This is a genomic window from Gulosibacter macacae, from assembly GCF_003865375.1.
GTDB lineage: Bacteria > Actinomycetota > Actinomycetes > Actinomycetales > Microbacteriaceae > Gulosibacter > Gulosibacter macacae.
Map to the genome: position 1 here is coordinate 67,808 of NZ_RQVS01000001.1, position 22,713 is coordinate 90,520.

Sequence of the window (22,713 nt, forward strand, 5' to 3'; positions counted from 1 at the left end):
ATGAGTGTCGCCAAAATAGCGAACGACCTGCTAGGTTTCTTGGCACTGGGAAGTTGATCACTGGTGTTCATTTTCTTCAAACCAGCTATTCGCAGACGAAGGAGTCTCACGATGCGCAAGCGCAAATTCTTTGGTGGCTTGGCCGTAGCGGCCGTGGCAGCCCTGACCCTCGCAGGATGCGCCGGTGGCGGCACGCCTGCCACGACCGACGGTGCAACGACCGGCACCGAAGCCGGTGGCGAGACCTTCAAGGTTGGTATCTCGCAGTTCGTGCAGCACGGCGCGCTCGACGCGGCGACCGCTGGCTTCCAGCAGGCGCTTGCCGACGCTGGCCTCAACGTCGAATACGACCTGCAGAACGCCAACGCCGAGCAGGGCACGACCGTGACCATCGCGCAGGCATTCGCTGCCGACTCGAGCATCGACCTCGTGCTCGCGGTCGCCACCCCGTCGGCGCAGGCTGCGGCTACCGCAATCACCGACCGTCCGGTGCTGTTCACCGCGGTCACTGACCCGGTTTCGGCAGCTCTCGTTGACTCGAACGAAGCTCCCGGCGGCAACGTCACCGGCACCACCGACATGAACCCGGTCGCCGACCAGATTGCCCTCATCAAGGAGGTCAACCCGGAGGCCGCCACGGTGGGTGTCATCTATGCCTCGGGTGAAGTGAACTCGCAGATCCAGGTCGACATCGCCCAGGCTGCCGCGACCGAGAACGGCATGACGCTCAAGACCGCGACGGTCTCGACCACCAACGACATTCCGACCGCGCTGGAGTCGCTCGGCGACATCGACGCGATCTACGTGCCGACCGACAACCTCGTTGTGGCCGGTATTGACTCGGTCATGCAGTACAGCGACACCAACAAGGTGCCGGTGTTCTCGGGTGACACCGCTCCGGTTGAAGAGGCCGGTGCCATCGCCACCTACGGTCTCGACTACGAGAAGCTTGGCTACCAGACCGGCGAGATGGCCGTGAAGATCCTCAAGGGTGAGGCCGAGCCGGCCACCATGGCCGTTGAGGCGCAGACCGACTTTGACCTCGTGATCAACAAGACGGCTGCTGCCGCCATTGGTCTCGAGATCCCCCAGGCGCTGCTTGACCGCGCCGCGAAGGTCATCGAGTAACCGACCGGATTTCTCTCAGTTCGCGGCCGTGGCCCACCGCGGGTCACGGCCGCGAACGTGTGAGTAGAAAGGAAATTTCATGATCGGAGCTCTTGAGCTCGGCATCATCTATGCCATCGTTGCGCTCGGTGTGTACCTCACGTTCCGTGTGCTCAACTTCCCCGACCTCACCGTCGATGGAAGCTTCACCACCGGTGGCGCTGTCGCGGCCATGATGATCATCACCGGCTGGAACCCCGTCATCGCGACGCTTGCTGCCTTCGTGGCTGGCCTTGCCGCCGGTGCCATCACCGGCCTCCTGCACACCAAGGGCCGTATCGACGGTCTGCTCGCGGGCATCCTCACCATGATTGCCCTCTGGTCAATCAACCTGCGCATCATGGGTATCGCCAATGGCAGCGAAGGCGTCGCCAACCTCGGTCTGCGCGGTCAGCCGACCGTGTTCACTTTTCTGCGCGACAACGGCATGATGGGCTCGATGGCGAGCGTCGGCCTCCTGCTGGTCGGTGTCATTGTGCTCAAGCTCGTCATCGACTGGTTCCTCGCCACCGACCTGGGTCTGTCGATCCAGGCAACCGGTAACAACGAGCAGATGATCCGCTCGTTCGGCGTGAACACCGACGGCAAGAAGATCCTCGGCCTTGCCCTATCGAACGGCCTCGTCGCTGTGGGTGGTGCGCTCGTTGCGCAGTACTCGGGCTTCGCCGACGTGACCATGGGTATTGGTCTTATCCTCATCGGCCTTGCCTCGGTGATCATCGGTCAGGCGTTCTTCGGCAACCGCTGGGTGTGGCTTGCCACCATCGGCGTCATCGTCGGTGCGATCCTCTACCGCCTCATCATTTTCTGGGCACTCTCGGTCGGCCTCAACCCGAACGACATGAAGCTCATCACCGCGGTCATCGTCATCGTGGCGCTACTGCTGCCACGCTTCGGCATCGCCAAGTGCCTCGGCTTTGGTCGCGCCAACAAGGCGGAAGTTCCAGTGGTCACAGACGTCACCGCGGTGCCGATTCAAGCTGAAGCTTCGACTTCCGCTGCGACGACTCAGGGTGGAAAGGACTAGCCGTCATGCTGCAAGTGCAAGACATCAAGAAGACGTTCTTCCCGAAGACCGTCAACGAAAAGCGGGCGCTCATGGGCGTCGACCTCAACCTCGCCGATGGTGACTTTGTCACCGTGATCGGTTCGAACGGTGCCGGCAAGTCAACGTTGCTCAACGCGGTGTCGGGCAAGATGCCGATCGACACCGGCGACATCCTGATCAACGGCAAGTCGGTGCGCCGGATGCCCGACTACCGCCGGGCGAAGTACATCGGTCGCGTGTTCCAAGACCCGATGGCCGGTACTGCCCCCGATCTCTCGATCGAGCAAAACCTCGCGCTCGCGCTTCGCCGCGGACAGTCGCGCGGCCTCGGCCTCGGTATCACCCCGGCCCGTCGTGAGCTCTTCCGCGAAGAGCTGCAATCGCTCGACCTCGGTCTCGAAAAGCGCATGACGTCGAAGGTCGGCCTCCTCTCGGGTGGTCAGCGCCAGGCGCTGTCGCTTCTCATGGCCGGATTCACCAAGCCCGCGATCTTGCTCCTCGACGAGCACACCGCGGCGCTTGACCCGACCCGAGCGGCGCATGTCACCGAGCTGACGCGTCGCATCGTCGACTCCGAAAAGCTCACCACCCTCATGGTGACTCACAACATGCACCAGGCGATCGACCTCGGCAACCGTCTCATCATGATGCACGAGGGTCGCATCATCTATGAGGTGGCTGGCGACGCCAAGGCCAACACGACCGTTGACGAACTGCTCGCGCGCTTCGCGGCGATCAAGGGCGCGGTCGTCGACGACAAGACGATGCTCTCGTAGTCGGCACGGTCACGGCACAAACGGGCGGGCCCGCATCCTGGTAATGGATGCGGGCCCGCCCGTTTGTGCGGAGCTAAGTACTACTTGGACTCGTCCTCGTCCTCGTCGTCTTCGTCCTCATCTTCATCGTCTTCATCGAAGTCTTCGTCTTCGTCGTCTTCATCGAAGTCGATGTCGTCGAGCCAGTCGTCGAGGAGGTCAGCGGCAGCCTCTTCATCTTCGGCTTCTTCGATCTCGACGGTGCCGTTGCCCCAGATGCGGGCTTCGACGGTGATGCCCTCGGCATCGCTGGCAGCGTCGTGAAGCTGCTCTTCGAACTCAGAGGCGATGCGGTCGGCTTCCTCGGCCGACTCGGCCTCGATGATGAGGCCAGAAATGACCTCGTAGCGCAGCATCGCGGCGAACTTCGGCATGGGGAGCTCCCTTTCGTGCGGCGACGCCTCGTGCGACGCAGACACAACGACGCTACCGCGCGAAGTTGAACGGCAACAAGGTGTAGCAGACCAAGATTTGGGAGAGTTGCCGAAGGGCACACGTAGGCTGATCGGATGTTTACGCCACTCGGAACCGCCATTCTGCAATTTGCCCCCGTGCTTGACCGCGACGCCAACCTTGAACGGCTCGCTGCTGAGGTGGAGGTGGCGGTTTCGCGTGGGGCGCGGCTTGTGGTTGCGCCCGAGTACTCCTCGGCCTTCGAGAAAGAGCCAGGGGAGTGGATGCGCGAAGTCGCGGAGCCGCTCGATGGTCCCTTCGTGCGCGGACTCACCGAGATCGCCGAGCGCACCGGTGTGACGATCGTCGCTGGGTTCCTCGAGTGCGCGAGTGATGCATCCGCGAGCAGTAGCGAAGATGCAGACGAGGATGCGAAGCCGTGGAACAGTCTCGTGGCCGTCGGGCCGCAGGGTGTCGTTGCACACTCGCGCAAGACTCACCTCTACGACGCGTTCGGCACTGGCGAAAGCGAGTGGCTCGCACCGGGGGCTGCCGACGCTGCACCGGCGGTGTTCGAGGTCGAGGGGATGCGTTTCGGTCTGCAGACCTGTTACGACCTGCGGTTTCCCGAGGTAAGTCGGCGACTCATTGACGCGGGCGCGCACGCACTCGTCGTGCCGGCGGAATGGGTGCGTGGACCGCTCAAGGAGCACCACTGGTCGACACTTCTGCGGGCGCGAGCGATCGAAAACATTGCTTACGTGATCGGTGCCGACCAATCGCCGCCAGTTGCCGTGGGCCGTTCCGCGATTGTTGACCCGCGTGGCATCGACATTGCCGCCATCGGTTCGGCCGAAGGAATCGCCATCGCCTGGCTCGATGCCGGCACGGTCACGGCCGCGCGCACTGAGAATCCCGCACTTGGCTTGCGAAAGTACGGCGTGAGCGTGCTGGATTGATGCTCTGGGGTGACGCCGAGTGTCGGTGGGTCTTGCTACCGTGGGTTGGGTGTCTGAAAACCCCGTATCACCCGAGGAGCAGCCGGTGACGAACACCGACGCGGCCCCCGACGTCGAGCCAACCGCTGAGGGCGGTGCCCCAGCGAAGGAGCACCTGCCCGTGATGGATGCGATCACCGCGACCGACTTGCCGCCCCGCGATGATGCGGAATTGACCGTCGAAGCGAACCCTGCCGACGAAGCGAACCCTGCCGACGAGGCGAATCCGACCGCGGCGCCGCGTGACCTTGGCCTCGGCCAAAAGACCGCCGAGGGTTTGTCGACGATGACCCCGGTGGCGCGTCAGACCGAGGCGGGCGACCGCGATCTCGGTGATGTTGCGCTTCGTCTCGAGGGACTCACCAAGAAGTTCGGCAGCCACCGCGCCGTCGACCACGTGTCGTACACCGTGCGTCAGGGCTCGTTCTCGGGCATTGTCGGGCCGAACGGCGCGGGCAAGACCACGACGCTGATGATGATTGCGGGCCTACTCAAGCCCACGAGCGGCACCGTGCATGTCGGCAATGTCGACGTCTGGCGCAATCCCCGTGACGCCTATCGCCGCATCGGCACGCTGCCAGACCGGCTGCGCATGTTCGACCAGCTCACCGGCGCGCAATACCTTGGCTATGTCGGCACGTTGCGCGGCCTTGACAAGCACCAGGTCGAGCACCGCACCGAATCACTGCTCGACACCTTTGAACTGCGCGGCAGCGCCAACCGCCTTGTGGTCGACTACTCGGCAGGTATGCGGAAGAAGCTCGCGCTGGCGTCGACGATGATCCACTCGCCCGAGGTGCTCATCCTTGATGAGCCGTTCGAAACTATCGACCCGGTGTCGGCGGGTGTGCTCATTGATGTGCTCATCGATTACGCCGATAAGGGCGGCACGGTCGTGCTCTCGAGCCACTCAATGGATCTCGTGCAGCGCATGTGTGACCACGTCGCCGTCATCGTCAAGGGCTCGGTCATCGCCGAAGGCACGGTCGATGAGGTGCGTGGTGACATCACCCTGGAAGAGCGGTTCCGGCACATTGTTCGTGGCCCGGCACAGCCCGAGGGACTCGACTGGCTCGAGATTTCATTCGGATGAGCGGCGGCATGCTCGGACTCATCTGGCGTTCATTTGGCCAAAGTTTTCGACGCGAGTCGCAGGTGCGCCGCGCGTCGCTGTTCGCACTGGTTGCGAGCATCCTCGTCGGTGTTGGACTCATCGCCGTCGCAACCGTGACCCGCGATGGCACGCCGACCGCGCAGGTGCTGCTCGGTGGCGCGGCGATTGTGGCCGTGTTGCTTGCGGCACTCATCGGTGATCTCGGTCACGCTGCCGACCCGCTCGACGAGCGCGCGCTTGCGCTCGCCGGACAGCGTCCCAGTCAGGCCGCAGTCGGTGCGTTCGGCGCGGCGTTGTTGTCACCGCGGGCACTCGTGTGGTGGCTCACTGGCCTCGCTATGGCGGTCGTGCTACGGCCAGATGCGGTGGGACTCCTCGGTGGGCTCGCCATCGCGCTCACACTCATGAGTGTCGACCGGATTGGCACTTCGATTGGGCGCGCCCTCGCCGAGCGACGCATTGGCCGCGAGGTGCGTGCGGTGCTCGGCTATGCAGTCCTGTTGCTGATTCCGCCGACGGCCTTCACACTCGCATTCTTGCCATGGCAGACCGTGCTCGCTGACCTGGATGCACCGGTCGCGGCCGCGCTGCACTCGATTCCTCCTGCGGCCGGCGTGCTCGCGGAGTTTGCTGGGTCGCCGTGGCGGTCTGTGGCGATTGGGCTCGCCGGTGCGCTGCTCGCGGCCGTGATTGCGATGGTGAATGGCGCGCGGACCGGGCGTCGCGCCATGCGATATTTCTCGCCGGGTGGCGTGAGCCGCCTTGGAATTCAGCGCACTGCGCTCGGGTCGCCCGTGCGCATGATCGCCTGGCGCATTGCTGCGGCTTGGCTGCGCGATGGCCGTTATGCGGTGATTCTCGTTACCGTCTTCCTCCTGCCGCTGATTTTGCTCGTGCCGTTGGCGATTGGCGGTGTGCCGCGGGAGTGGCTCGTGCTGCTGCCGATGCCGCTGTTCGGGTTCATGCTCGGCTGGTCGCTGCACAACGACCTCGCCTATGACTCGACGGCCGTGTGGCTACATGTCACCTCGGGGATGCGCGGAGCATCCGATCGTTTGGGTCGCGCACTTCCGACCCTCATCTTGGGCACGATCGTGATTGTGCTCGGCGGCCTCATGACTGCGGTGTTTGCCGCAGACTGGAAGTATGCGCTTGCGGCCGGATCGGTCGCATTGGCGTTGCTCTGGGTTTCGGCGGGTGGGTCGTCGCTCATGTCGGTGCTCGCGCCGTATCCCGTCGCGCAGCCCGACGAGTCGCCGTTTACGCAGCCGGTGCGCTCGTGGGGCGGGGCAGTGGTCGCGCATCCGGTGGCCGGACTCATTGAGATTGCGCTGTGCATCCCGGTGATTTGGCTTGCCGTTACGGCCCTGCGCGAAGGCTCGACGAACCTCCTCTGGGGCGCCTTCGCGGCCGCCGTCGCACTGGGCGTTGCCGTCTTCGCGATCGGCGTCGCCATTGGTGGACGGGTGTTCGAGCGTCGTGGCACGCGGATTATGCAGTTCGCTCAGATGAACTGAGCTAGGCCCTCGAAGCTCGCGTGTGCTGAGGCCCTCGAAGCACGGGCGACCGTCCTAGACTGTTCGCCATGGCTCCTTTCCGTAACCACACCATGGATCCGGGTAGCGATTCACCGGCGGGCGGTACCGATGTGCTCGATCGTCAGCTCGAAGAACTGCTCGAAGATGAGCGCACCGACGACGGCGATCACGATAAGTTCGCCCACTACGTGCGCAAAGAGAAGATCGTTGAATCTGCGGTGACCGGCAAGCCGGTGCGCGCGCTCTGCGGCAAGAAGTGGCTTCCGAATGCGAACCCCGATCGGTTCCCGATCTGCCCCGATTGCAAGCGCATCTACGAGCAGATGAAGTGATGGGCGACGGCAACAACGACGGCCTCACGCCACGCGAGCGAGTTGATCACCAGGTCGCACACGACATCACCGTGCAGTGGCTTGGCATTGAATTCATCGAGGTGGATGAGCACCACGTGCGAGCGCGCATGCCGATCCGCGACGAGATGCGCAATGGTTTCGGCATCGTGCACGGCGGCTTCCCGTATCTGCTTGGCGACACGGCGTTCGCGTTCAGTGGCACCGCGGCCGGTGCGCCGATGGTGACGCACCACGCCTCGACGACCTACACGGCTCCGGCTTGTGGCGCCTATCTCGAAGCTGAGGCGCGAGTGCATCACCGCTATGGCCGCTATGTCATCTGCAATGTCGATGTCTTCGACGAGGACGGCTCAACCGTGGTGCACCAATCGATGCACGGGGTCGTGTCAAAGAAGGTCGCGACGACCGAAAACGCCTCGGCCGTTATCGGCGGAGTCGGTGCCAATGGTGTGCCCGACGTGGGCACCCGCGACGCCTAGCGCTGGACACCCGGCGAGTCGCTGGTTGTACGGCCTTGCCGTGCCCAACCAGCGGCTAGGCGAGCTCCATCGACCCGTCGTCGTGGATGTAATAGGTCGACAGCGCCGGCTCACCCTTCCCCAGTCGGCGAGCCGTGCGGGGGAGTTCAGCCATCGCCTCCGCGCAGTGGGCACGGGCAGCGCGCACGCCGGCGGCACCCGTGTACTGCTCGTCGATGACGCCGTCGACCACGTAATCGACGTAGAGCGGTCGGTCGTCGTCATCGCCGACGGGCAGGCCACCCACCGAGATGAGCTCGCCCGTGGCGACGCCGCGCTCGTCGCGTCGACGCACCGGGTACTTGAGGCCGCCCACCGAGCGCTTGCCGGGGGAAGCCTTTGCGACCGGCACCCAGTCGCCGTCACCCTCGCGGCGGGCAACGAGCTTGTAGACCATGCCAGAGGCGACCGCGCCGGAACCGGTGACGACGCTCGTGCCGACACCAAATGCATCCACCGGCGATGCCGCGAGCGACGCAATCGCGTACTCGTCGAGGTCGTTCGTGACGGTGATCTTCGTGTTCGTGGCACCGAGGTCGTCGAGCTGTTCGCGCACCTCGCGCACGAGCACCGGCAGGTCACCGGAGTCGAGGCGCACGCCACCGAGCTCGGTGCCGGCGACTTCAATGGCCGTGCGGATCGCGTTCGGCACATCGTAGGTGTCGACAAGCAGGGTGGTGTCAACACCGAGCGCGGCGACCTGCGCCGCGAAGGCGTCGCGCTCGTTGTCATGAAGGAGCGTCCACGAGTGGGCAGCGGTGCCCATGGTCGGCACGCCCCAACTGCGGCCCGCCTCGAGGTTCGAGGTGGCCGAGAAGCCAGCGATAAACGCGGCACGAGCCGCGCTCACGGCGCTGCGCTCACCGGTGCGGCGCGAGCCCATCTCGGCCAGCGGGCGGCCATCGGCGGCCGAGACCATGCGGGCAGCTGCGGAGGCAACGGCCGAGTCGTAGTTGAAGACGCTGAGCAGCATTGTCTCGAGGATCACGCCCTCGGCGAAGATCGAGCGCACCTCAAGCAGCGGCGACTGCGGGAAGTACACCTCGCCCTCGCGGTAGCCACGAATCGTGCCCGAGAACTTGTAGTTCGCGAGCCACTCGAGCGTCGCATCCGAGACGACACGGTTCTCGCGCAGAAACTCGAGCTCTGCATCCTCGAATTGAAAGCGCGCGAGCAATTCCAGCGCCCGACCGATACCGGCGACCACCCCGTAGCGGCGGTCGTTTGGCAGCCGACGGGCGAACAGTTCGAAGACGCACTCGCGATCGGCGGTGCCATCTTGCATGGCCGCATCGACCATGGTGAGTTCGTAGTGATCGGTCAACAGCGCGGTTGAAAGATACGGCGTCATGTGTCAAGACTAAACCGGTGAAGATTGGTGCGGAGTAGGATGCTCGGTTGTGAGAAACGCACCAATTGGCATTTTCGACTCGGGGGTCGGTGGTCTCACTGTCGCCCGCGAAGTGCGTGCGCAACTGCCGCACGAGTCGATCAGCTATGTCGGTGACACACTCCACACGCCATACGGATCGAAGCCCATCGCCGATGTTCGTCGCTGGTCGCTCGAGATTCTTGACGAGCTCGTGAGCGAGGGCGTGAAGATGCTCGTCATCGCCTGCAACACCGCCTCAGCGGCAGTGTTGCGCGATGCCCGCGAACGGTATGACGTGCCGGTGATCGAGGTCATCGCACCGGCGGTGCGCGCGGCCATGCGGTCGACGCGAAACCAGCGCGTTGGCGTAATTGGTACCGAAGCCACGATCGGCTCGGGGGCCTACCAGGATGCGTTCGCCGCCGCGATCGATCTGCATCTCACCGCGCAGGCGTGCCCCGCATTTGTCGATCACGTCGAGCGCGGAGATACGACGAGCCCAGCGCTCGTCGCCCTGGCGCGCGAGTACCTGGCGCCGCTGCAAGAAGACGGTGTCGACACCGTGGTGCTCGGTTGCACGCACTATCCGTTCCTCAAGGGTGTGCTCGGATATGTGCTCGGCCCCGAGGTACGGCTCGTGTCGAGCGATGTCGAAACCGCCCAGGATGTGTATCGCACGCTGCTCGATCGAGATCTACTCAGCGGCGGCGAAACCGAGCCGACATACAGTTATCGGGCTACTGGGGCGAATACCGAGGCGTTCAAGACCCTCGCGAATCGTTTTCTTGGCGCCGATGTGCGCCACGTTGAGCTGTTGCGCACCGGCGCAATCGACCTGCCCACGATGAGGAGCCCGCAATGACCTTTACCCGTGCCGATGGCCGAGCCGTTGATGAACTGCGTCCGATCACGATCGAGCGAGGCTGGAGCGCGCAGGCTGAGGGCTCGGCGCTCATTTCGTTTGGGGCGACGAAGGTGCTGTGCACCGCCTCATTCACGCCGGGAGTGCCGCGCTGGCTGAACGGCCAAGGTAAGGGCTGGGTGACCGGCGAGTACGCAATGCTGCCGCGCGCGACGAATGAGCGCACGCAGCGCGAGTCGGTGAAGGGCAAGGTCGGCGGGCGCACGCACGAGATTTCTCGACTGATCGGCCGTTCGTTGCGCGCTGCGATCGATATGCAGGCGCTTGGCGAGAACACCATCATGATCGACTGCGATGTGTTGCAGGCCGATGGCGGCACGCGCACGGCCGCGATTACCGGCGCGTTTGTGGCGCTGGCCGATTCGATTGAGTGGGCGCGCGCGAACAAGCATGTGGCGCGCAAGGCTGAGGTGCTCAAGAACTCGATTTCGGCGGTATCGGTCGGCATCGTCAACGGTGTCGCGGTGCTCGATCTGCCCTACGAAGAAGACGTGCGTGCCGAGACCGACATGAACGTCGTGATGACCGGCAATGGCAAGTTCATTGAGGTGCAGGGCACTGCTGAGGGCGCGCCATTTGATGGGACTGAGTTGCAGGCGCTGCTCGGGCTGGCCGTGACCGGTAATGCTGAGCTCGCGCGCATCCAGCGCGAGGTGCTCGCGAAGTGAGCGCCGTGCAGCAGATCGTGCTCGCCTCGCGCAATGCGCACAAGCTTGAGGAGCTGCGACGCATCCTCGCACCGACGCTCGGTGAGATCGAGCTCGTTGGTGATGACGGCCCCGGGCCGGTCGAAAACGGAGTGACGTTCGAGGCAAACGCGCTGATTAAGGCGCGTGCGGCGGCTCAGCGCACCGGGTTGCCGGCACTCGCCGACGACTCGGGGATAGCGGTGGACGTGCTTGGCGGGTCGCCCGGCATCTTTTCGGCGCGCTGGGCTGGCCCGCAGCGCTCGGATGCGGACAATCTCGACCTGCTCCTCTGGCAGCTCAGCGATGTGGCCGATGAGCACCGCGGGGCGAAATTCGTCGCCGCGGCGGCGCTTGTGATGCCGGATGGTCGGGAGGTTGCGGTGCGCGGTGAGTGGCCCGGGTCGATTCTGCGTGAGCGTCGCGGTGCGGGCGGGTTCGGCTACGACCCGATCTTTTTGCCCGAAGGTTCTGAGCGCGCGGCCGCGGAATTGGATGCGGCCGAGAAGGATGCGCTGAGTCACCGCCGCCGCGCCTTCGAAGCGCTCGCGCCGCATCTGCAAGCCTGGTTGGTCGAGTAGCGCGCAGCACAAACTTGGTTGGTTGAGTAGCGGCGTAGCCGCGTATCGAAACCACGCCACCACCGAAAGTCTGGTGCGGGCGGGGGGACTTGAACCCCCACGCCGTGAAGCACTGGAACCTAAATCCAGCGTGTCTGCCAATTCCACCACGCCCGCGAACCACAGCAGTCTACTGCGGTTCGCGGGCATCGTGCTACGCGACGCCGGTGCCGAGCCAGGCGCCGATGCCAAAGGTGATTGCCAGCGCGAGCATCCCACCGAGCACCACGCGGATGACCGCGGGGCCGACACGGGCTCCGCCCAGCTTCGCCGAGAGCCAGCCAGTGATCACGAGCGCAATGAGCACGACGAATGCGGTTGCGGGAATCTTCATCGCGCCGGGCACGAAGAGCACCGCGAGCAACGGCAAGATCGCGCCCACCGTGAACGCGAGCGCGGACGCACCCGCGGCGACCCAGGGGTTCGTCAGCTCTTCCGCATCCATATGCAGTTCGGTTTCGAGGTGCGCGCCGAGCGCATCTTTCGCCGTGAGTTCGCGAGCGACCTCTTCGGCGGTTTCTCGGCGCAGGCCCTTCGCCATGTAGAGCTGGGTGAGCTCCTCGAGTTCTTGCTCGGGCATGTGCTCGAGCTCCCACGTCTCTTTCGCGATCAGAGCCTTTTCGGTGTCGCGCTGCGTTGAGACCGAGACATATTCGCCAACGCCCATCGACAGCGCGCCAGCGAGGAGCGCCGCGGTACCGGCAATGAGTAGCGGTTGAAACTCAGGAGTCGCAGCAGCAACACCGACGACGAGCGCCGAGGTCGAGACAATGCCGTCGTTCGCGCCAAGTACGCCGGCACGCAACCAGTTGAGGCGCTGGCCGTGGTTCGACGCATGAACGTCGTTGACAGGATGCAGTGGTTCTACCGCGGGATTGGTCATGCGCCAATTCGACCACTGGATGCGCCGATTCACCACGAAGGTTAGGCAACGCTTCGCGGTTGTGGATAACTTCGCAGAAGTTTCGCGGGGGAGTGCATGATGCCCGCGTGACCGCAGCCGTGACCAATATCACCGAACGCGTGCGCGAGCGCGTGCGGCGCGACGGCATTGAGCTTGCTCCCGGTGCGCCGCATGCGACAGTCCTCGTGCGCGAAGAGGTGCGTGCCTACGCCGAATCGGCGCTCGCGGGCGACCTGCCGCTCGTCGTCGATGAAGCTCGCGCGGTCGAAGAGGTGCTTGCGCGGGTCACCGGGTTCGGGGCGCTACAGCCCTATCTCGACGACCCCGAAATCGAAGAGATCTGGGTGAACGCGCCGACACGCGTGTTCATCGCTCGCAATGGCGTCGCCGAACTGACCCCGACGCTCATTCCAGCCGAAGAGTTGCGCGATCTCGTCGATCGAATGCTGCAATCCACCGGCCGCAGGCTCGATGTGTCGTCGCCATTCGTCGATGCCTCCCTGCCAGACGGCTCGCGCCTACACGTCGTGATCCCGGATATTTCGCGGAAGTATCCCGCGGTGAACATTCGCAAGTTTGCCCGCCGCATCCGCGATCTCGATGCCCTCGTGGGGCGCGAGTCGCTGACCGCACAGGCGGCGACGTTCTTGCGCACTGCGGTGCGGGTCGGCGCGAACGTGCTCGTCTCGGGCGCGACGCACACGGGCAAGACCACGATGGTGGGTGCGCTCCTGGGTGCGGCGCCGGCGCAGGAGCGCATCGTCACGGTAGAAGAGACGTTCGAACTCGATCTCGTTGCCCGCGATGTGGTCGCGATGCAGTGCCGTCAGTCGTCGCTCGAAGGCACCGGTGAGATCACACTGCGGCGGCTCGTGAAAGAGGCGCTGCGGATGCGGCCCGATCGCCTCGTCGTCGGCGAAGTTCGCGAGGCAGAGGCGCTCGAACTCCTCATCGCCCTCAATTCGGGGCTGCCCGGCATGTGCACGATTCACGCGAACTCTGCTCGGGATGCATTGGTGAAGCTCTCGACGTTGCCGTTGCTCGCCGGGCGCAACATTGACGCTGGCTTCGTGGTGCCGACCATCGCTTCGGCCATTGACCTCGTCGTGCATCTTGAAATGACGCCCGGCGGTCGCCGACGCGTGCGCGAAATCATTGCCCCGACCGGCGCGGTGCACGGCGGCACGATCGAGGCGAGTGTGCTGTTCGATCGCGGTGGCGGCGAGCTTGCCGCCACCGGAGCCCCGCCGCCGCGTACCGAAAAGTACCTGCGGCACGGGCTTGACCCGGCCGCAGGGCTACGCACTGCGGACCCAGTTTGGGCGGGTCAATGACCGCCATCGCACTCGGGCTTCTCGCTGGCGCAGGTATGGCGCTCATTGTTGCGGCAGTGCTGCGGCCTGCGGAACGAACGGCCACTGCGTCCTCACGGCCGGCATTCTCGCGACTCAACGACGCGCTCATGCGCGCCGGGCTCGAGCGCACGCCGGTGGCCGCATTTCTCGCCGCCACCGCAATCTCGGGGCTCTCGCTTGGTGCGGTGGCGTTGTTGACAACAGGCATCCTGGTGCTCGGCGCACTCGGACTCGCGATCGGCTGCTGGCTGCCCTTTGCGCTCCTCGCATGGCGTGCCAACCAGCGTCGCCGCGCGAATCGAGGAGTATGGCCCGAGGTCGTTGACCACCTCATCGCCTCGGTGCGCTCAGGGCTCGGGCTGCCGGATGCACTTGAGCAGCTCTCGCGCACCGGCCCAGAGTCGCTGCGCGATGACTTCGCGGTGTTTGGGCGGCACTATCGAGCGACGGGCTCATTTGCGCACGCCGTGGTCGAGACGAAGTCCCGGCTAGCTGATCCGACGGCAGACCGATTGCTCGAAACGCTCCGCATGGCCCGCGAAGTCGGTGGCACCGAACTCGTCTCGGTGCTGCGGGCACTCAGCGGTTACTTGCGGGATGAGCAGGCCGTGCGTCACGAAGCTGAAGCCCGACAGAGCTGGGTGATGAACGCGGCTCGCCTCGGAGTTGTCGCTCCTTGGCTTGTGCTCCTACTGCTCGCCACGCGCCCCGAAGCTGCCGCGGCGTACAACACACCGGGCGGCACGATGGTAATTCTCGGCGGGCTTGTCGCCTCAGTGCTCGCGTATCGGCTCATGGTCGTGATCGGTCGTTTCCGTGACGATGGGCGGTGGTTCGCGTGACCGCGCAATTGGGTCTTGCCGTGCTGCTCGGACTCGCCCTCGGGCTCGGGCTGTGGGCCATCGTCTCGCGACTACCGCGCCTCGCGCCGCTACGCCTTGCTGACCGCGTGGCGCCGTACCTGGTCGATGTCTCTGACGTTGCCCGCGAGCAGATGCATCGTCGCAAGCTTGACCCGATGCCGACGCTCGGACTCATCCTCGCGCCGGTCGTTGACCTCACGCGCCGCATTCTCGCCTTCGTCGTGAGCGGTGGCGACGACGTAGCGAGGCGGCTACGGCGCGCCGGGTCGCCGCATACGGTTGAGCGGTTCCGCACCGAGCAGGCGGCGTGGGCGCTCGCGGGACTCGCGATCGGCATCGTGCTCGCCGCGGTAGCCCTTCGAACCTCGGCCGCCAACGTGCTCGCGGCGGTGGTGCTGCCACTCATGTGCGCGGCCGCGGGAGCGGCCGTGCGTGATCTCTTGCTGCGCCAGGCGGCAGCGACGCGGATGCGCCGCATCGCCAGCGAGTATCCGACCGTGCTCGAATTCCTCTCGCTCTCGCTCGCCGCAGGTGAAGGCATCTTCGACGCGCTCGTACGGGTGTCGAAACTCGGCCGCGGCGAACTTGCCGCAGAACTCGGCGGCATCGTCCTGCGGGTGCGGGCAGGGGAGCCGCTTGTGAGCGCCCTGCAGTCAACCGCTCGCGAACTTGGCCACATCCCGCTCGAGCGCACCTTTGACCACGTCGTCACCGCGATTGAACGCGGCGCCCCACTCGTTGACGTGCTGCGGGCCCAAGCGCGCGACGCGCGCGAGCTGGCGAAGCGCGACCTCCTCGAACAATCCGGGCGGAAGGAAATCTCAATGATGGTCCCGCTGGTCTTGGTTGTGCTGCCGATCACCGTCGTCTTCGCCGTCTACCCCTCCTACTTCGTCCTCACCTCCACGTTCTGACTCCACTTGAAAGGCCCTCACCATGCCGCTCTACCTGCAATTCCTCGCCTTCATTGATCAGCTCGCCACCCGTATTCGTCGCGAAGATCGCGGCGACGTACCCGGATGGGTTTTGGTGGCGTTAATGTCTGCCGGCCTCGTGATCCTGCTCTGGACGCTTGCCGGCCCGCTCCTCGCCGAAGTGTTCCAAGACGCCATCGACCGCGTCACCGGCCAGTTCTAAACGACCCGTGCCCAGCATCCGTCATTTGCTTGCTCGGCTTCGTCGCGACGACGGTGCCGCGACCGTCGAGTGGACTCTCGTCGCGGCGATCTTGACGATGCTGTTTCTCTCGGTGTTGCAACTGGGATTCGGGATGCACGTGCGCACGACGCTCATCGACGCCGCAGCTGAGGGCGCGCGAACCGCCGGGCTTGAGGGTGCTCATCCGAGTGATGGCGTGGAGCGCACGACGGCCCTCATCGCCACGGCCTTGTCACCCGGCTACGCGAACGATGTATCGGTCGTCGTGAGTGGGGCACTCGTGACGGTTACCGTGCGCGCGCCGCTGCCGCTCATTGGCCTGCTCGGGCTGCCAGACGGAATCGAGGTGCAGGCCCATGCGCCGGTGGAGGGGTAGCGGCCGGTTTGGTGCCCGCTGCCTCGGAGCGGCGGCGCGGATGCTCGGCGCGCGCTTTCAAGCGGAGCGCGGTTCAGCCTCGCTCGAATTTCTCGGGCTCGGGGTGGTGCTGCTCATTCCGATCGCCTATGGCACAGTGGCGCTCCTGCAATTGGAACAGGCGCGGCTCGCGACCGACCTCGGCGCGCGCAACGGAGCTCGGGTGCTCGTGACCGGCAGCGACGACGCCGCCGCGCTCGCGGAGCAACACATCGCGCTTGCACTGCACGACCACGGGATCGATCCGGCGGCCGCACGCATCGAAATTCGTTGCGCGCCGAATCCCGACTGTGCTGTCGCCGGCGACACGCTCACCGTGACCGTGCGCACCGAGGTGCCGTTGCCGTTCGTGCCGGGAGCAGCCGAATGGCTCACGATCCCAGTGGAGTCAAGCGCCACCTATCCACGCGATCGCTTTGAGGCGATGCCGTGATGCGCCGCTTACTCACCCGCGACGAGGGGTCAGTGACCCCGCTCATCCTCGTGTACGCGCTCATTGCACTCGCGGCTGGGCTCTTGCTCACCTCAGCGGCCGATCTCTATCTCGCGCGCAAACAGCTGTTCTCGGCGGCGGATGCGGCGGCGCTCGCGGCCGTGACTCGGTACGAACTCGAGGCGGTCACCCTTGTTGAGGGCAAGCCCCTTGTCGGGCTCGATACCGAGCAGGCGGCGATTGCGGCAAACGACCACCTCGCGAAATTCGGGCCGACGGGCGCGCAGGTGACCGCAATCGCGATCGATGGTGACCGCATCCACCTCACCGTCGAAGCCACGTGGACGCCGGTGATTACGAGCGCCTTCGTGCCGCTCGCGGTGCCCATCAGCGTCGACGTCTCGGCCCGCGGCCGCCTGGAATAGCCACAAGTGACCCTCACGTGGTCAAGTGGCCCACCCATGGGTGGGGGAGTTCGCCACGAGAGGGTCACTTGCCGCACCTCGACCACCCTGGCCGGGGCGCGTCGCGGGTGCAGCACGCCCTGAGCGAGCACTCGTGCGGTGATAATGCCCGGGCCGGTACCCTGGAGGAATCATGATCAACCTCGATATCTCCGCCGAAATCGCCCAGCTGCGGTCGACCTTCGCCCACATTCGCGATGTGCTCAACCCCGAGGCGCTCGCGGCGAGCATCCAGGAGCTCGAGCAAGAAGCATCCGCGCCCGACCTCTGGGACGACCCCGAGAACGCGCAGGCGGTCACGAGCCGACTCTCGCATGCCCAGGCCGACCTCAAGCGCATCACCGGCATCGAGCAACGTCTCGACGACCTCGAAGTGCTCGTCGAAATGGCGGTCGAAGCGGACGACGCCGACACCGCCGCCGAGGCCGAGCGCGAGCTCGCCGGCGTCACCAAGACCATTGCCGATCTCGAAGTGCAGACGCTCCTCGACGGCGAGTTTGATCCGCGTCCGGCAGTGATCACCATTCGCGCGGGCGCCGGTGGCGTCGATGCCGCCGACTTCGCCGAAATGCTGCTGCGCATGTACTCGCGCTGGGCCGAACAGCACGGCTACGCCATCAACGTGCTCGACACGAGCTATGCCGAGCAGGCCGGTATCAAGTCGGCAACCATCGAAGTCGACAGCCCCTATGCCTTCGGCACGCTCTCGATCGAGGCCGGCACGCACCGCCTGGTGCGGATGAGCCCCTTCAACTCGGCCGGCAGCCGCGAGACGAGCTTCGCGGCCGTCGAGGTCGTACCGCTCATTGAAACGACCGAGCAGGTCGACATTCCCGACAACGACATTCGGGTTGATGTGTACCGCTCGTCTGGTCCCGGTGGTCAGTCGGTGAACACGACCGACTCGGCCGTGCGCATCACGCACCTGCCCACCGGCATCGTCGTGAGCTGTCAGAACGAGAAGTCGCAGATTCAGAACAAGGCTGCCGCGATGCGCGTGCTGCAGTCGCGACTGCTGCTGCAGCGCCGCGAAGAGGAAGAGGCGCAGAAGAAGGAGCTTGCGGGCAATATCACCGCCTCGTGGGGCGATCAGATGCGTTCGTACGTGCTCGCGCCGTACAAGATGGTGAAAGATCTGCGCTCGGGGTACGAAACCTCGAACCCAGACCGAGTGTTTGATGGTGACTTGGATGAGTTCATCAACGCCGGTATTCGCTGGCGGAAGACGGGGCACAAGGTTTCGGAGTAGTGCGGTTGCGCGGGTCAGTTTCTGTTGACGCCCGGCAAGCGGTAGCATCCCGAGCATTCACGGCAGTTCACAGCCGATCTGCAGGCGATTGGATGCTGCCACCATCCCTACTCAGGAGGCTTCATGGCGGCCAACACTGACCACGCCCCGCAGCCACGCGCGAAACGAGACATGTTCTCGTCGCGCAATATCTTCATCCTCGCGGCCATCGGCTCCGCCGTCGGCCTCGGCAACATCTGGCGCTTCCCGTACGTCGCCTACGACAACGGCGGCGGCGCGTTCATCATCCCTTACCTCATCGCACTGCTCTGCGCGGGTCTGCCGCTGCTGCTCTTCGACTACGCCATCGGCCACCGTTACGGCGGCTCGGCACCGCTCTCATTCGCCCGTGTGCAGAAGTGGATGGAATCGGTCGGCTGGTGGCAGGTGCTCGTCTGCGTCATCATCGGCATCTACTACGCGGTGATCGTCGCCTGGGCGCTCATGTACACGATCTTCTCGTTCAACAAGGCGTGGGAATCGAACGCGGAGGGCCCCGGAGCCTTCCTCTTTGGCGACTTCCTTCAGCTCGGTGACGTCGGCGTGAGCTTCGACTTTGTCCCGGGCGTGCTCATCCCGCACGCACTTGTTTGGGTTGCCGTGTTCGTCATCATCGCGCTCGGCGTCAAGCGCGGCATCGCCGCAGCAAACATCGTATTCCTGCCGTTGCTCATGATCATGTTCCTCGCACTCGTCGTCCAGTCGCTCTTCCTGCCGGGCGCCGCCGACGGTCTCAACGCCCTGTTCACCCCCGACTGGGGCGCGCTCGCCAACCCCGGCGTGTGGGCAGCAGCCGTAGGCCAGATCTTCTTCTCGCTCTCAATCGGCTTCGGCATCATGGTCACCTACTCGTCGTACCTCAAGCGCCGCAGTGACCTCGCGGGTTCTGGTGCGGTCGTCGGTTTCGCAAACTCGAGCTTCGAGATCCTCGCCGGTATCGGGGTGTTCGCGGCGCTCGGATTCATGGCGAATGCCGCTGGCACCGGCGTTGAAGACGTCGCGGGCGCCGGTATCGGTTTGGCATTTGTCGCCTTCCCGACGATCATTTCGCAAGCACCGTTCGGCGAACTCATCGGTGTGCTCTTCTTTGGCTCACTGCTATTTGCCGGGCTTACGTCAATGATTTCGATCATTGAAGTCGTCGTCGCCGGTGTGCGCGACAAGCTCAACCTCACCCGTTTGCAGGCCACGATCGCCGTGGTCGTGCCGATGGCCATCATCTCGTTGCTGCTGTTCCCGACCGCCTCGGGGCTCTACGTGCTCGACGTCCTCGACGAGTTCGTGAACAAGTTCGGCATCCTCGCCGGCGCCCTTGTCTCGGTAATCGGCGTTGCGTGGGTCGCCCGCCGCATCCCCACCCTCTCGCGACACCTCACCTCGGTGTCGTCTATCCCGGCTGGCCGCTGGTGGCAGATCCTCATCTCAGTGGTCGTTCCGCTGGCATTGACCGGCATCCTTGTGAGTGAAGTGGTCACCAAGATCAGCGAACCCTACGGCGGCGGTGACTACCCGACGTGGTTCCTCGGTGTCTTTGGCTGGGGCATGTCGGCACTGCTGGTTGTGCTCGGCATCGTGCTCGCGATGCTGCCGTGGCCTAAGGCGATCCGCACCACCTTCGACGAACAGGCCGCGGACGATGAAATTCGTGCGGTCATGGAGGGCTGGACCGACGACAAGTCGCCGGCCGACCCCGACTCGAACCCGAAGTATGACCTCAAGGAGACTGACGCATGACCCCCGAAGCAATCCTCATGCTCCTGCTCGCCACCGGCACGGTCTGGGGCGGCCTCGTCGCCTCGATTGTGAACCTCCGCTCGCGCGGATCTGATCGCGACTGACCTCACAGCATCCTCAGTACTGCGCGCGTCGCCCCCTGAATCAGGGGGCGACGCCGTAGTTTGAGCGTGCCATGATCAGATTCGACCACGTCTCCAAGCTGTTCCGGGGTCAGACCGACCCCGCGCTCGACGATGTCACGTTCGAGATTCTCCGCGGCGAGTTCGCGTTCCTCGTCGGCGCCTCCGGTTCCGGCAAGTCGACGGTGCTGCGCCACATCCTGCTCGAAGAACATCCCACCGAGGGGCAGGTGCACGTGCTCGGACAGGATCTGCAGAAGATCTCGCTGCGCAAAGTGCCCTTCTATCGACGCAATGTGGGCATGGTGTTTCAAGACTTCCGCCTGCTCGCGAACAAGACCGTCTTCGAGAACGTCGCTTACGCGCAGAAGGTGATCGGCAAGACCCGCGGTCAGATTCGCCAGGCCGTGCCCGAGGTGCTCAAGACCGTGGGCCTGCAGGGCAAAGAAGACCGCTTCCCGCACGAACTTTCGGGTGGTGAGCAGCAGCGCGTCGCGATCGCCCGCGCGGTGGTGAATAAGCCCGCAATTCTGCTCGCCGATGAGCCCACCGGCAACCTCGACCCGGCGACCTCGCGCGAAATCATGAAGGTGTTGCGTCGCATCAACCGCAACGGTACGGCCGTGGTCATGGCCACCCACGATGTGTCAATCGTTGACGAGGCGAAGCAGCGCGTCATCGAGCTCGACAATGGTGCGATCGTGCGTGACGAAGAGATCGGCGTCTACACGCCCGAGATCGTCAAATACGAAGAGCCCGAAGCGCCCGACGTTGCCGCCGAACAGCCGCATCGCCAGACCATCGCCGAGGCCATGGCCGAGCGCGTCGGCAAGCCCGACCGTCGCGGTGCCTCGGCAGCTGTCGTCGACTCGCCGACGACCCGCCTGCCCGAACATGACGACGATGTGTCTGACTGGGCCGACGACGAAGAGGGGAGCCGCTGATGCTCGGATTCGTCATGGGCGAAATGTGGCAGGGCCTTCGACGCAACACCTCGATGGTGATTTCGGTAGTGCTCGTCACCTTCGTGTCGCTCACCTTCGTGGGCGCGGCGCTATTGCTGCAGTTCCAGATTCAGGGCATGAAGACCTATTGGTACGACCGAGCGCAGATCGCGATCGACTTCTGTACCGATGTCTCAGCCTCGCCCGATTGCGTTGGCGGTCAGGCGACCGAAGCGCAGCGGCAGGCAGTTGAGGATGAACTCAACGGGCCAGCGCTCACGCCCTACATCGAGCGCTACTTCTTTGAATCGCAGCAGGATGCGTACGACCGCTTCGTCGAGCAATTCAAGGATGACCCGCTCGTCTCATTCGTGAAGCCGGAGCAACTCAACGAGGCGTTCTGGATCAACCTCACGAACCCGGAAGACTCCGACATTGTGATCCAGACCATCCGCGGGATGCCCGGGGTTGAGTCGGTGACCGACCAGCGACAGTTCCTCGACTCGATCTTCGCGGTGCTCAATGGCGCCTCGGTCACCGCCTTCGCCGTCGCCATCGTCATGCTCGTCGCTGCGGTGCTCCTCGTTGCCACGACCATCCGGCTCTCGGCGTTCTCGCGGCGTCGCGAACTGCGCATCATGCGCCTCGTCGGTGCCTCGAACGGATTCATTCAAGCCCCGTTCATCCTTGAGGGCCTGTTCGCCGGCCTCGTTGGCTCGCTACTCGCCGCTGGCACCATCCTGGCAGGCACGCACTTCTTCGTGCAGGGCTATGTGGCCCCACGCATGCCAGCGCTCCAGCTTGTGGGAGTGTGGCCGGAAGCGGTGATCGTGGCGGGCATCCTGATCGTGATGGGTGCGGGACTCGCGGCCATCGCCTCGAGCATCTCGATTCGCCGCTACCTGCGCGTCTAACCAGGCGCGTCTGGGCACGCGCCACCCAGGTCGCGATAACCTGGAAGGTATGCCGAAAGAACAGGGGCGAAAGGTCGTCGCGACAAATCGCAAGGCTCGACACGACTACACGATCGAGGACACGTACGAGGCCGGCATGGTCTTGCACGGAACCGAGGTGAAGGCGTTGCGTCAGGGCCGGGCGTCACTTGTCGACGGTTACGCCTATGTCGACCGCGGCGAGATGTGGCTCGATGCCGTCTACATCCCCGAGTATTTTCAGGGCACCTGGAACAACCACGCACCGCGCCGCAAACGCAAGTTGCTGCTGCACAAGGAGCAGATCCGCAAGATTGCCGCGAAGACGCGTGAGGGCGGCTACACGATTGTGCCGCTGCAGCTCTACTTCTCTGATGGCCGCGCGAAGGTCGAACTTGGCATCGCCAAGGGTAAGAAGGAGTACGACAAGCGGCACGCCCTGCGTGAAAAGCAAGACAAGCGGGATGCAGACCGCGCCATGGCGGCGCGCAAGTACGTCGGCGAGTAGCTCGGCTCGAACGACCGGGAACCAAAAGACTTCGCCCTTCTCGAGCCAC

The 22,713-nt window shown here is 64.7% G+C and carries 27 protein-coding genes and 1 tRNA gene; 24 read left to right on the forward strand and 4 right to left on the reverse strand.

Annotated features, from left to right (window positions below; translation table 11 throughout):
• Positions 1-111 precede the first annotated feature (111 nt).
• The 3 genes from EG850_RS00300 (at position 112) to EG850_RS00310 (ending at position 2,991) form a co-directional block, all read left to right on the forward strand.
• Entirely contained in the window at positions 112-1,128 is a 1,017-nt protein-coding gene (locus EG850_RS00300) for an ABC transporter substrate-binding protein (protein WP_124968700.1), read from the forward strand.
• Positions 1,129-1,207: 79 nt separating this feature from the next.
• A complete protein-coding gene (locus EG850_RS00305; protein WP_124968702.1) occupies positions 1,208-2,194 on the forward strand; it encodes an ABC transporter permease in 987 nt (328 codons plus the stop codon).
• Positions 2,195-2,199: 5 nt separating this feature from the next.
• The gene (locus EG850_RS00310; RefSeq protein WP_124968704.1) at positions 2,200-2,991 is read left to right on the forward strand and encodes an ABC transporter ATP-binding protein; all 792 of its coding nucleotides are present in this window, start codon (positions 2,200-2,202) and stop codon (positions 2,989-2,991) included.
• Positions 2,992-3,071: 80 nt separating this feature from the next.
• Here EG850_RS00310 and EG850_RS00315 read toward each other — a convergent pair whose 3' ends face one another.
• The gene (locus EG850_RS00315; protein ID WP_124968706.1) at positions 3,072-3,404 is read right to left on the reverse strand and encodes a hypothetical protein; all 333 of its coding nucleotides are present in this window, start codon (positions 3,402-3,404) and stop codon (positions 3,072-3,074) included.
• Positions 3,405-3,539: 135 nt separating this feature from the next.
• Between EG850_RS00315 and EG850_RS00320 the strand changes: the two genes are divergently transcribed.
• The 5 genes from EG850_RS00320 (at position 3,540) to EG850_RS00340 (ending at position 7,905) form a co-directional block, all read left to right on the forward strand.
• The gene (locus EG850_RS00320; protein ID WP_124968708.1) at positions 3,540-4,382 is read left to right on the forward strand and encodes a carbon-nitrogen hydrolase family protein; all 843 of its coding nucleotides are present in this window, start codon (positions 3,540-3,542) and stop codon (positions 4,380-4,382) included.
• Positions 4,383-4,431: 49 nt separating this feature from the next.
• The gene (locus tag EG850_RS00325) at positions 4,432-5,514 is read left to right on the forward strand and encodes an ABC transporter ATP-binding protein (RefSeq protein WP_235829150.1); all 1,083 of its coding nucleotides are present in this window, start codon (positions 4,432-4,434) and stop codon (positions 5,512-5,514) included.
• Between the two features lie 8 nt (positions 5,515-5,522).
• Complete coding sequence (locus EG850_RS00330) at positions 5,523-7,052, forward strand: hypothetical protein (RefSeq protein ID WP_148097107.1); 1,530 nt, start codon at positions 5,523-5,525, stop codon at positions 7,050-7,052.
• A 68-nt stretch (positions 7,053-7,120) separates the two neighbouring features.
• Positions 7,121-7,405, forward strand: a complete 285-nt coding sequence (locus EG850_RS00335) for a DUF3039 domain-containing protein (RefSeq protein ID WP_235829151.1) — start codon at positions 7,121-7,123, stop codon at positions 7,403-7,405.
• Positions 7,405-7,905 carry a PaaI family thioesterase gene (locus tag EG850_RS00340; RefSeq protein WP_124968712.1) on the forward strand — a complete coding sequence of 167 codons (501 nt, stop codon included), beginning with the start codon at positions 7,405-7,407 and terminating at the stop codon, positions 7,903-7,905. The genes EG850_RS00335 and EG850_RS00340 overlap by 1 nt, the downstream gene beginning before the upstream one ends.
• 55 nt (positions 7,906-7,960) lie before the next feature.
• On the opposite strand, the gene EG850_RS00345 is transcribed toward EG850_RS00340, so the two are convergent.
• Positions 7,961-9,295 (reverse strand): nicotinate phosphoribosyltransferase, encoded by a 1,335-nt coding sequence (locus tag EG850_RS00345; protein WP_124968714.1) that lies wholly within the window; start codon positions 9,293-9,295, stop codon positions 7,961-7,963.
• A gap of 49 nt (positions 9,296-9,344) precedes the next feature.
• Here EG850_RS00345 and murI point away from each other — a divergent pair, with 49 nt between their 5' ends.
• The 3 genes from murI to rdgB are packed head-to-tail and all read left to right on the forward strand — an operon-like array spanning position 9,345 to position 11,505.
• Positions 9,345-10,178 carry a glutamate racemase gene (gene murI / locus EG850_RS00350; protein ID WP_124968716.1) on the forward strand — a complete coding sequence of 278 codons (834 nt, stop codon included), beginning with the start codon at positions 9,345-9,347 and terminating at the stop codon, positions 10,176-10,178.
• The gene (gene rph, locus EG850_RS00355) at positions 10,175-10,906 is read left to right on the forward strand and encodes a ribonuclease PH (protein ID WP_124968718.1); all 732 of its coding nucleotides are present in this window, start codon (positions 10,175-10,177) and stop codon (positions 10,904-10,906) included. Before murI ends, rph begins: the two co-directional genes overlap by 4 nt.
• A 5-nt stretch (positions 10,907-10,911) precedes the next feature.
• A complete protein-coding gene (gene rdgB, locus EG850_RS00360; RefSeq protein ID WP_124969158.1) occupies positions 10,912-11,505 on the forward strand; it encodes an RdgB/HAM1 family non-canonical purine NTP pyrophosphatase in 594 nt (197 codons plus the stop codon).
• 71 nt (positions 11,506-11,576) lie between these two features.
• On the opposite strand, the gene EG850_RS00365 is transcribed toward rdgB, so the two are convergent.
• Both EG850_RS00365 and EG850_RS00370 read right to left on the reverse strand, forming a co-directional pair.
• Positions 11,577-11,661 (reverse strand) — tRNA-Leu (locus EG850_RS00365).
• A gap of 37 nt (positions 11,662-11,698) precedes the next feature.
• Positions 11,699-12,427: a VIT1/CCC1 transporter family protein gene (locus tag EG850_RS00370; RefSeq protein ID WP_124968720.1), complete on the reverse strand. Its 729-nt coding sequence runs from the start codon at positions 12,425-12,427 to the stop codon at positions 11,699-11,701.
• A 107-nt stretch (positions 12,428-12,534) separates the two neighbouring features.
• Here EG850_RS00370 and EG850_RS00375 point away from each other — a divergent pair, with 107 nt between their 5' ends.
• The 13 genes from EG850_RS00375 (at position 12,535) to smpB (ending at position 22,664) form a co-directional block, all read left to right on the forward strand.
• The gene (locus EG850_RS00375) at positions 12,535-13,782 is read left to right on the forward strand and encodes a CpaF family protein (RefSeq protein ID WP_124968722.1); all 1,248 of its coding nucleotides are present in this window, start codon (positions 12,535-12,537) and stop codon (positions 13,780-13,782) included.
• Positions 13,779-14,645 (forward strand): type II secretion system F family protein, encoded by an 867-nt coding sequence (locus EG850_RS00380; protein WP_124968724.1) that lies wholly within the window; start codon positions 13,779-13,781, stop codon positions 14,643-14,645. Before EG850_RS00375 ends, EG850_RS00380 begins: the two co-directional genes overlap by 4 nt.
• Complete coding sequence (locus EG850_RS00385; RefSeq protein WP_235829152.1) at positions 14,642-15,580, forward strand: type II secretion system F family protein; 939 nt, start codon at positions 14,642-14,644, stop codon at positions 15,578-15,580. Before EG850_RS00380 ends, EG850_RS00385 begins: the two co-directional genes overlap by 4 nt.
• A 22-nt stretch (positions 15,581-15,602) precedes the next feature.
• Positions 15,603-15,803, forward strand: a complete 201-nt coding sequence (locus EG850_RS00390) for a hypothetical protein (RefSeq protein ID WP_124968728.1) — start codon at positions 15,603-15,605, stop codon at positions 15,801-15,803.
• 7 nt (positions 15,804-15,810) lie between these two features.
• On the forward strand, positions 15,811-16,200 hold the full coding sequence (locus tag EG850_RS00395; RefSeq protein WP_235829153.1) for a TadE/TadG family type IV pilus assembly protein: 390 nt from the start codon (positions 15,811-15,813) through the stop codon (positions 16,198-16,200).
• Entirely contained in the window at positions 16,181-16,672 is a 492-nt protein-coding gene (locus EG850_RS00400; protein ID WP_124968732.1) for a pilus assembly protein, read from the forward strand. The genes EG850_RS00395 and EG850_RS00400 overlap by 20 nt, the downstream gene beginning before the upstream one ends.
• A complete protein-coding gene (locus tag EG850_RS00405) occupies positions 16,672-17,097 on the forward strand; it encodes a pilus assembly protein TadG-related protein (protein WP_124968734.1) in 426 nt (141 codons plus the stop codon). The genes EG850_RS00400 and EG850_RS00405 overlap by 1 nt, the downstream gene beginning before the upstream one ends.
• A 172-nt stretch (positions 17,098-17,269) precedes the next feature.
• The gene (gene prfB / locus EG850_RS00410) at positions 17,270-18,385 is read left to right on the forward strand and encodes a peptide chain release factor 2 (protein WP_124968736.1); all 1,116 of its coding nucleotides are present in this window, start codon (positions 17,270-17,272) and stop codon (positions 18,383-18,385) included.
• Between the two features lie 123 nt (positions 18,386-18,508).
• Entirely contained in the window at positions 18,509-20,158 is a 1,650-nt protein-coding gene (locus EG850_RS00415; RefSeq protein ID WP_124968738.1) for a sodium-dependent transporter, read from the forward strand.
• A complete protein-coding gene (locus EG850_RS00420) occupies positions 20,155-20,262 on the forward strand; it encodes a MetS family NSS transporter small subunit (RefSeq protein WP_124968740.1) in 108 nt (35 codons plus the stop codon). The genes EG850_RS00415 and EG850_RS00420 overlap by 4 nt, the downstream gene beginning before the upstream one ends.
• 71 nt (positions 20,263-20,333) lie before the next feature.
• Positions 20,334-21,224, forward strand: coding sequence for a cell division ATP-binding protein FtsE (gene ftsE, locus EG850_RS00425; protein WP_124968742.1), 891 nt, complete (start codon positions 20,334-20,336; stop codon positions 21,222-21,224).
• Positions 21,221-22,138 (forward strand): permease-like cell division protein FtsX, encoded by a 918-nt coding sequence (gene ftsX / locus EG850_RS00430; protein WP_124968744.1) that lies wholly within the window; start codon positions 21,221-21,223, stop codon positions 22,136-22,138. The genes ftsE and ftsX overlap by 4 nt, the downstream gene beginning before the upstream one ends.
• A gap of 49 nt (positions 22,139-22,187) precedes the next feature.
• On the forward strand, positions 22,188-22,664 hold the full coding sequence (gene smpB / locus EG850_RS00435; RefSeq protein WP_124968746.1) for an SsrA-binding protein SmpB: 477 nt from the start codon (positions 22,188-22,190) through the stop codon (positions 22,662-22,664).
• Positions 22,665-22,713 lie beyond the last annotated feature (49 nt).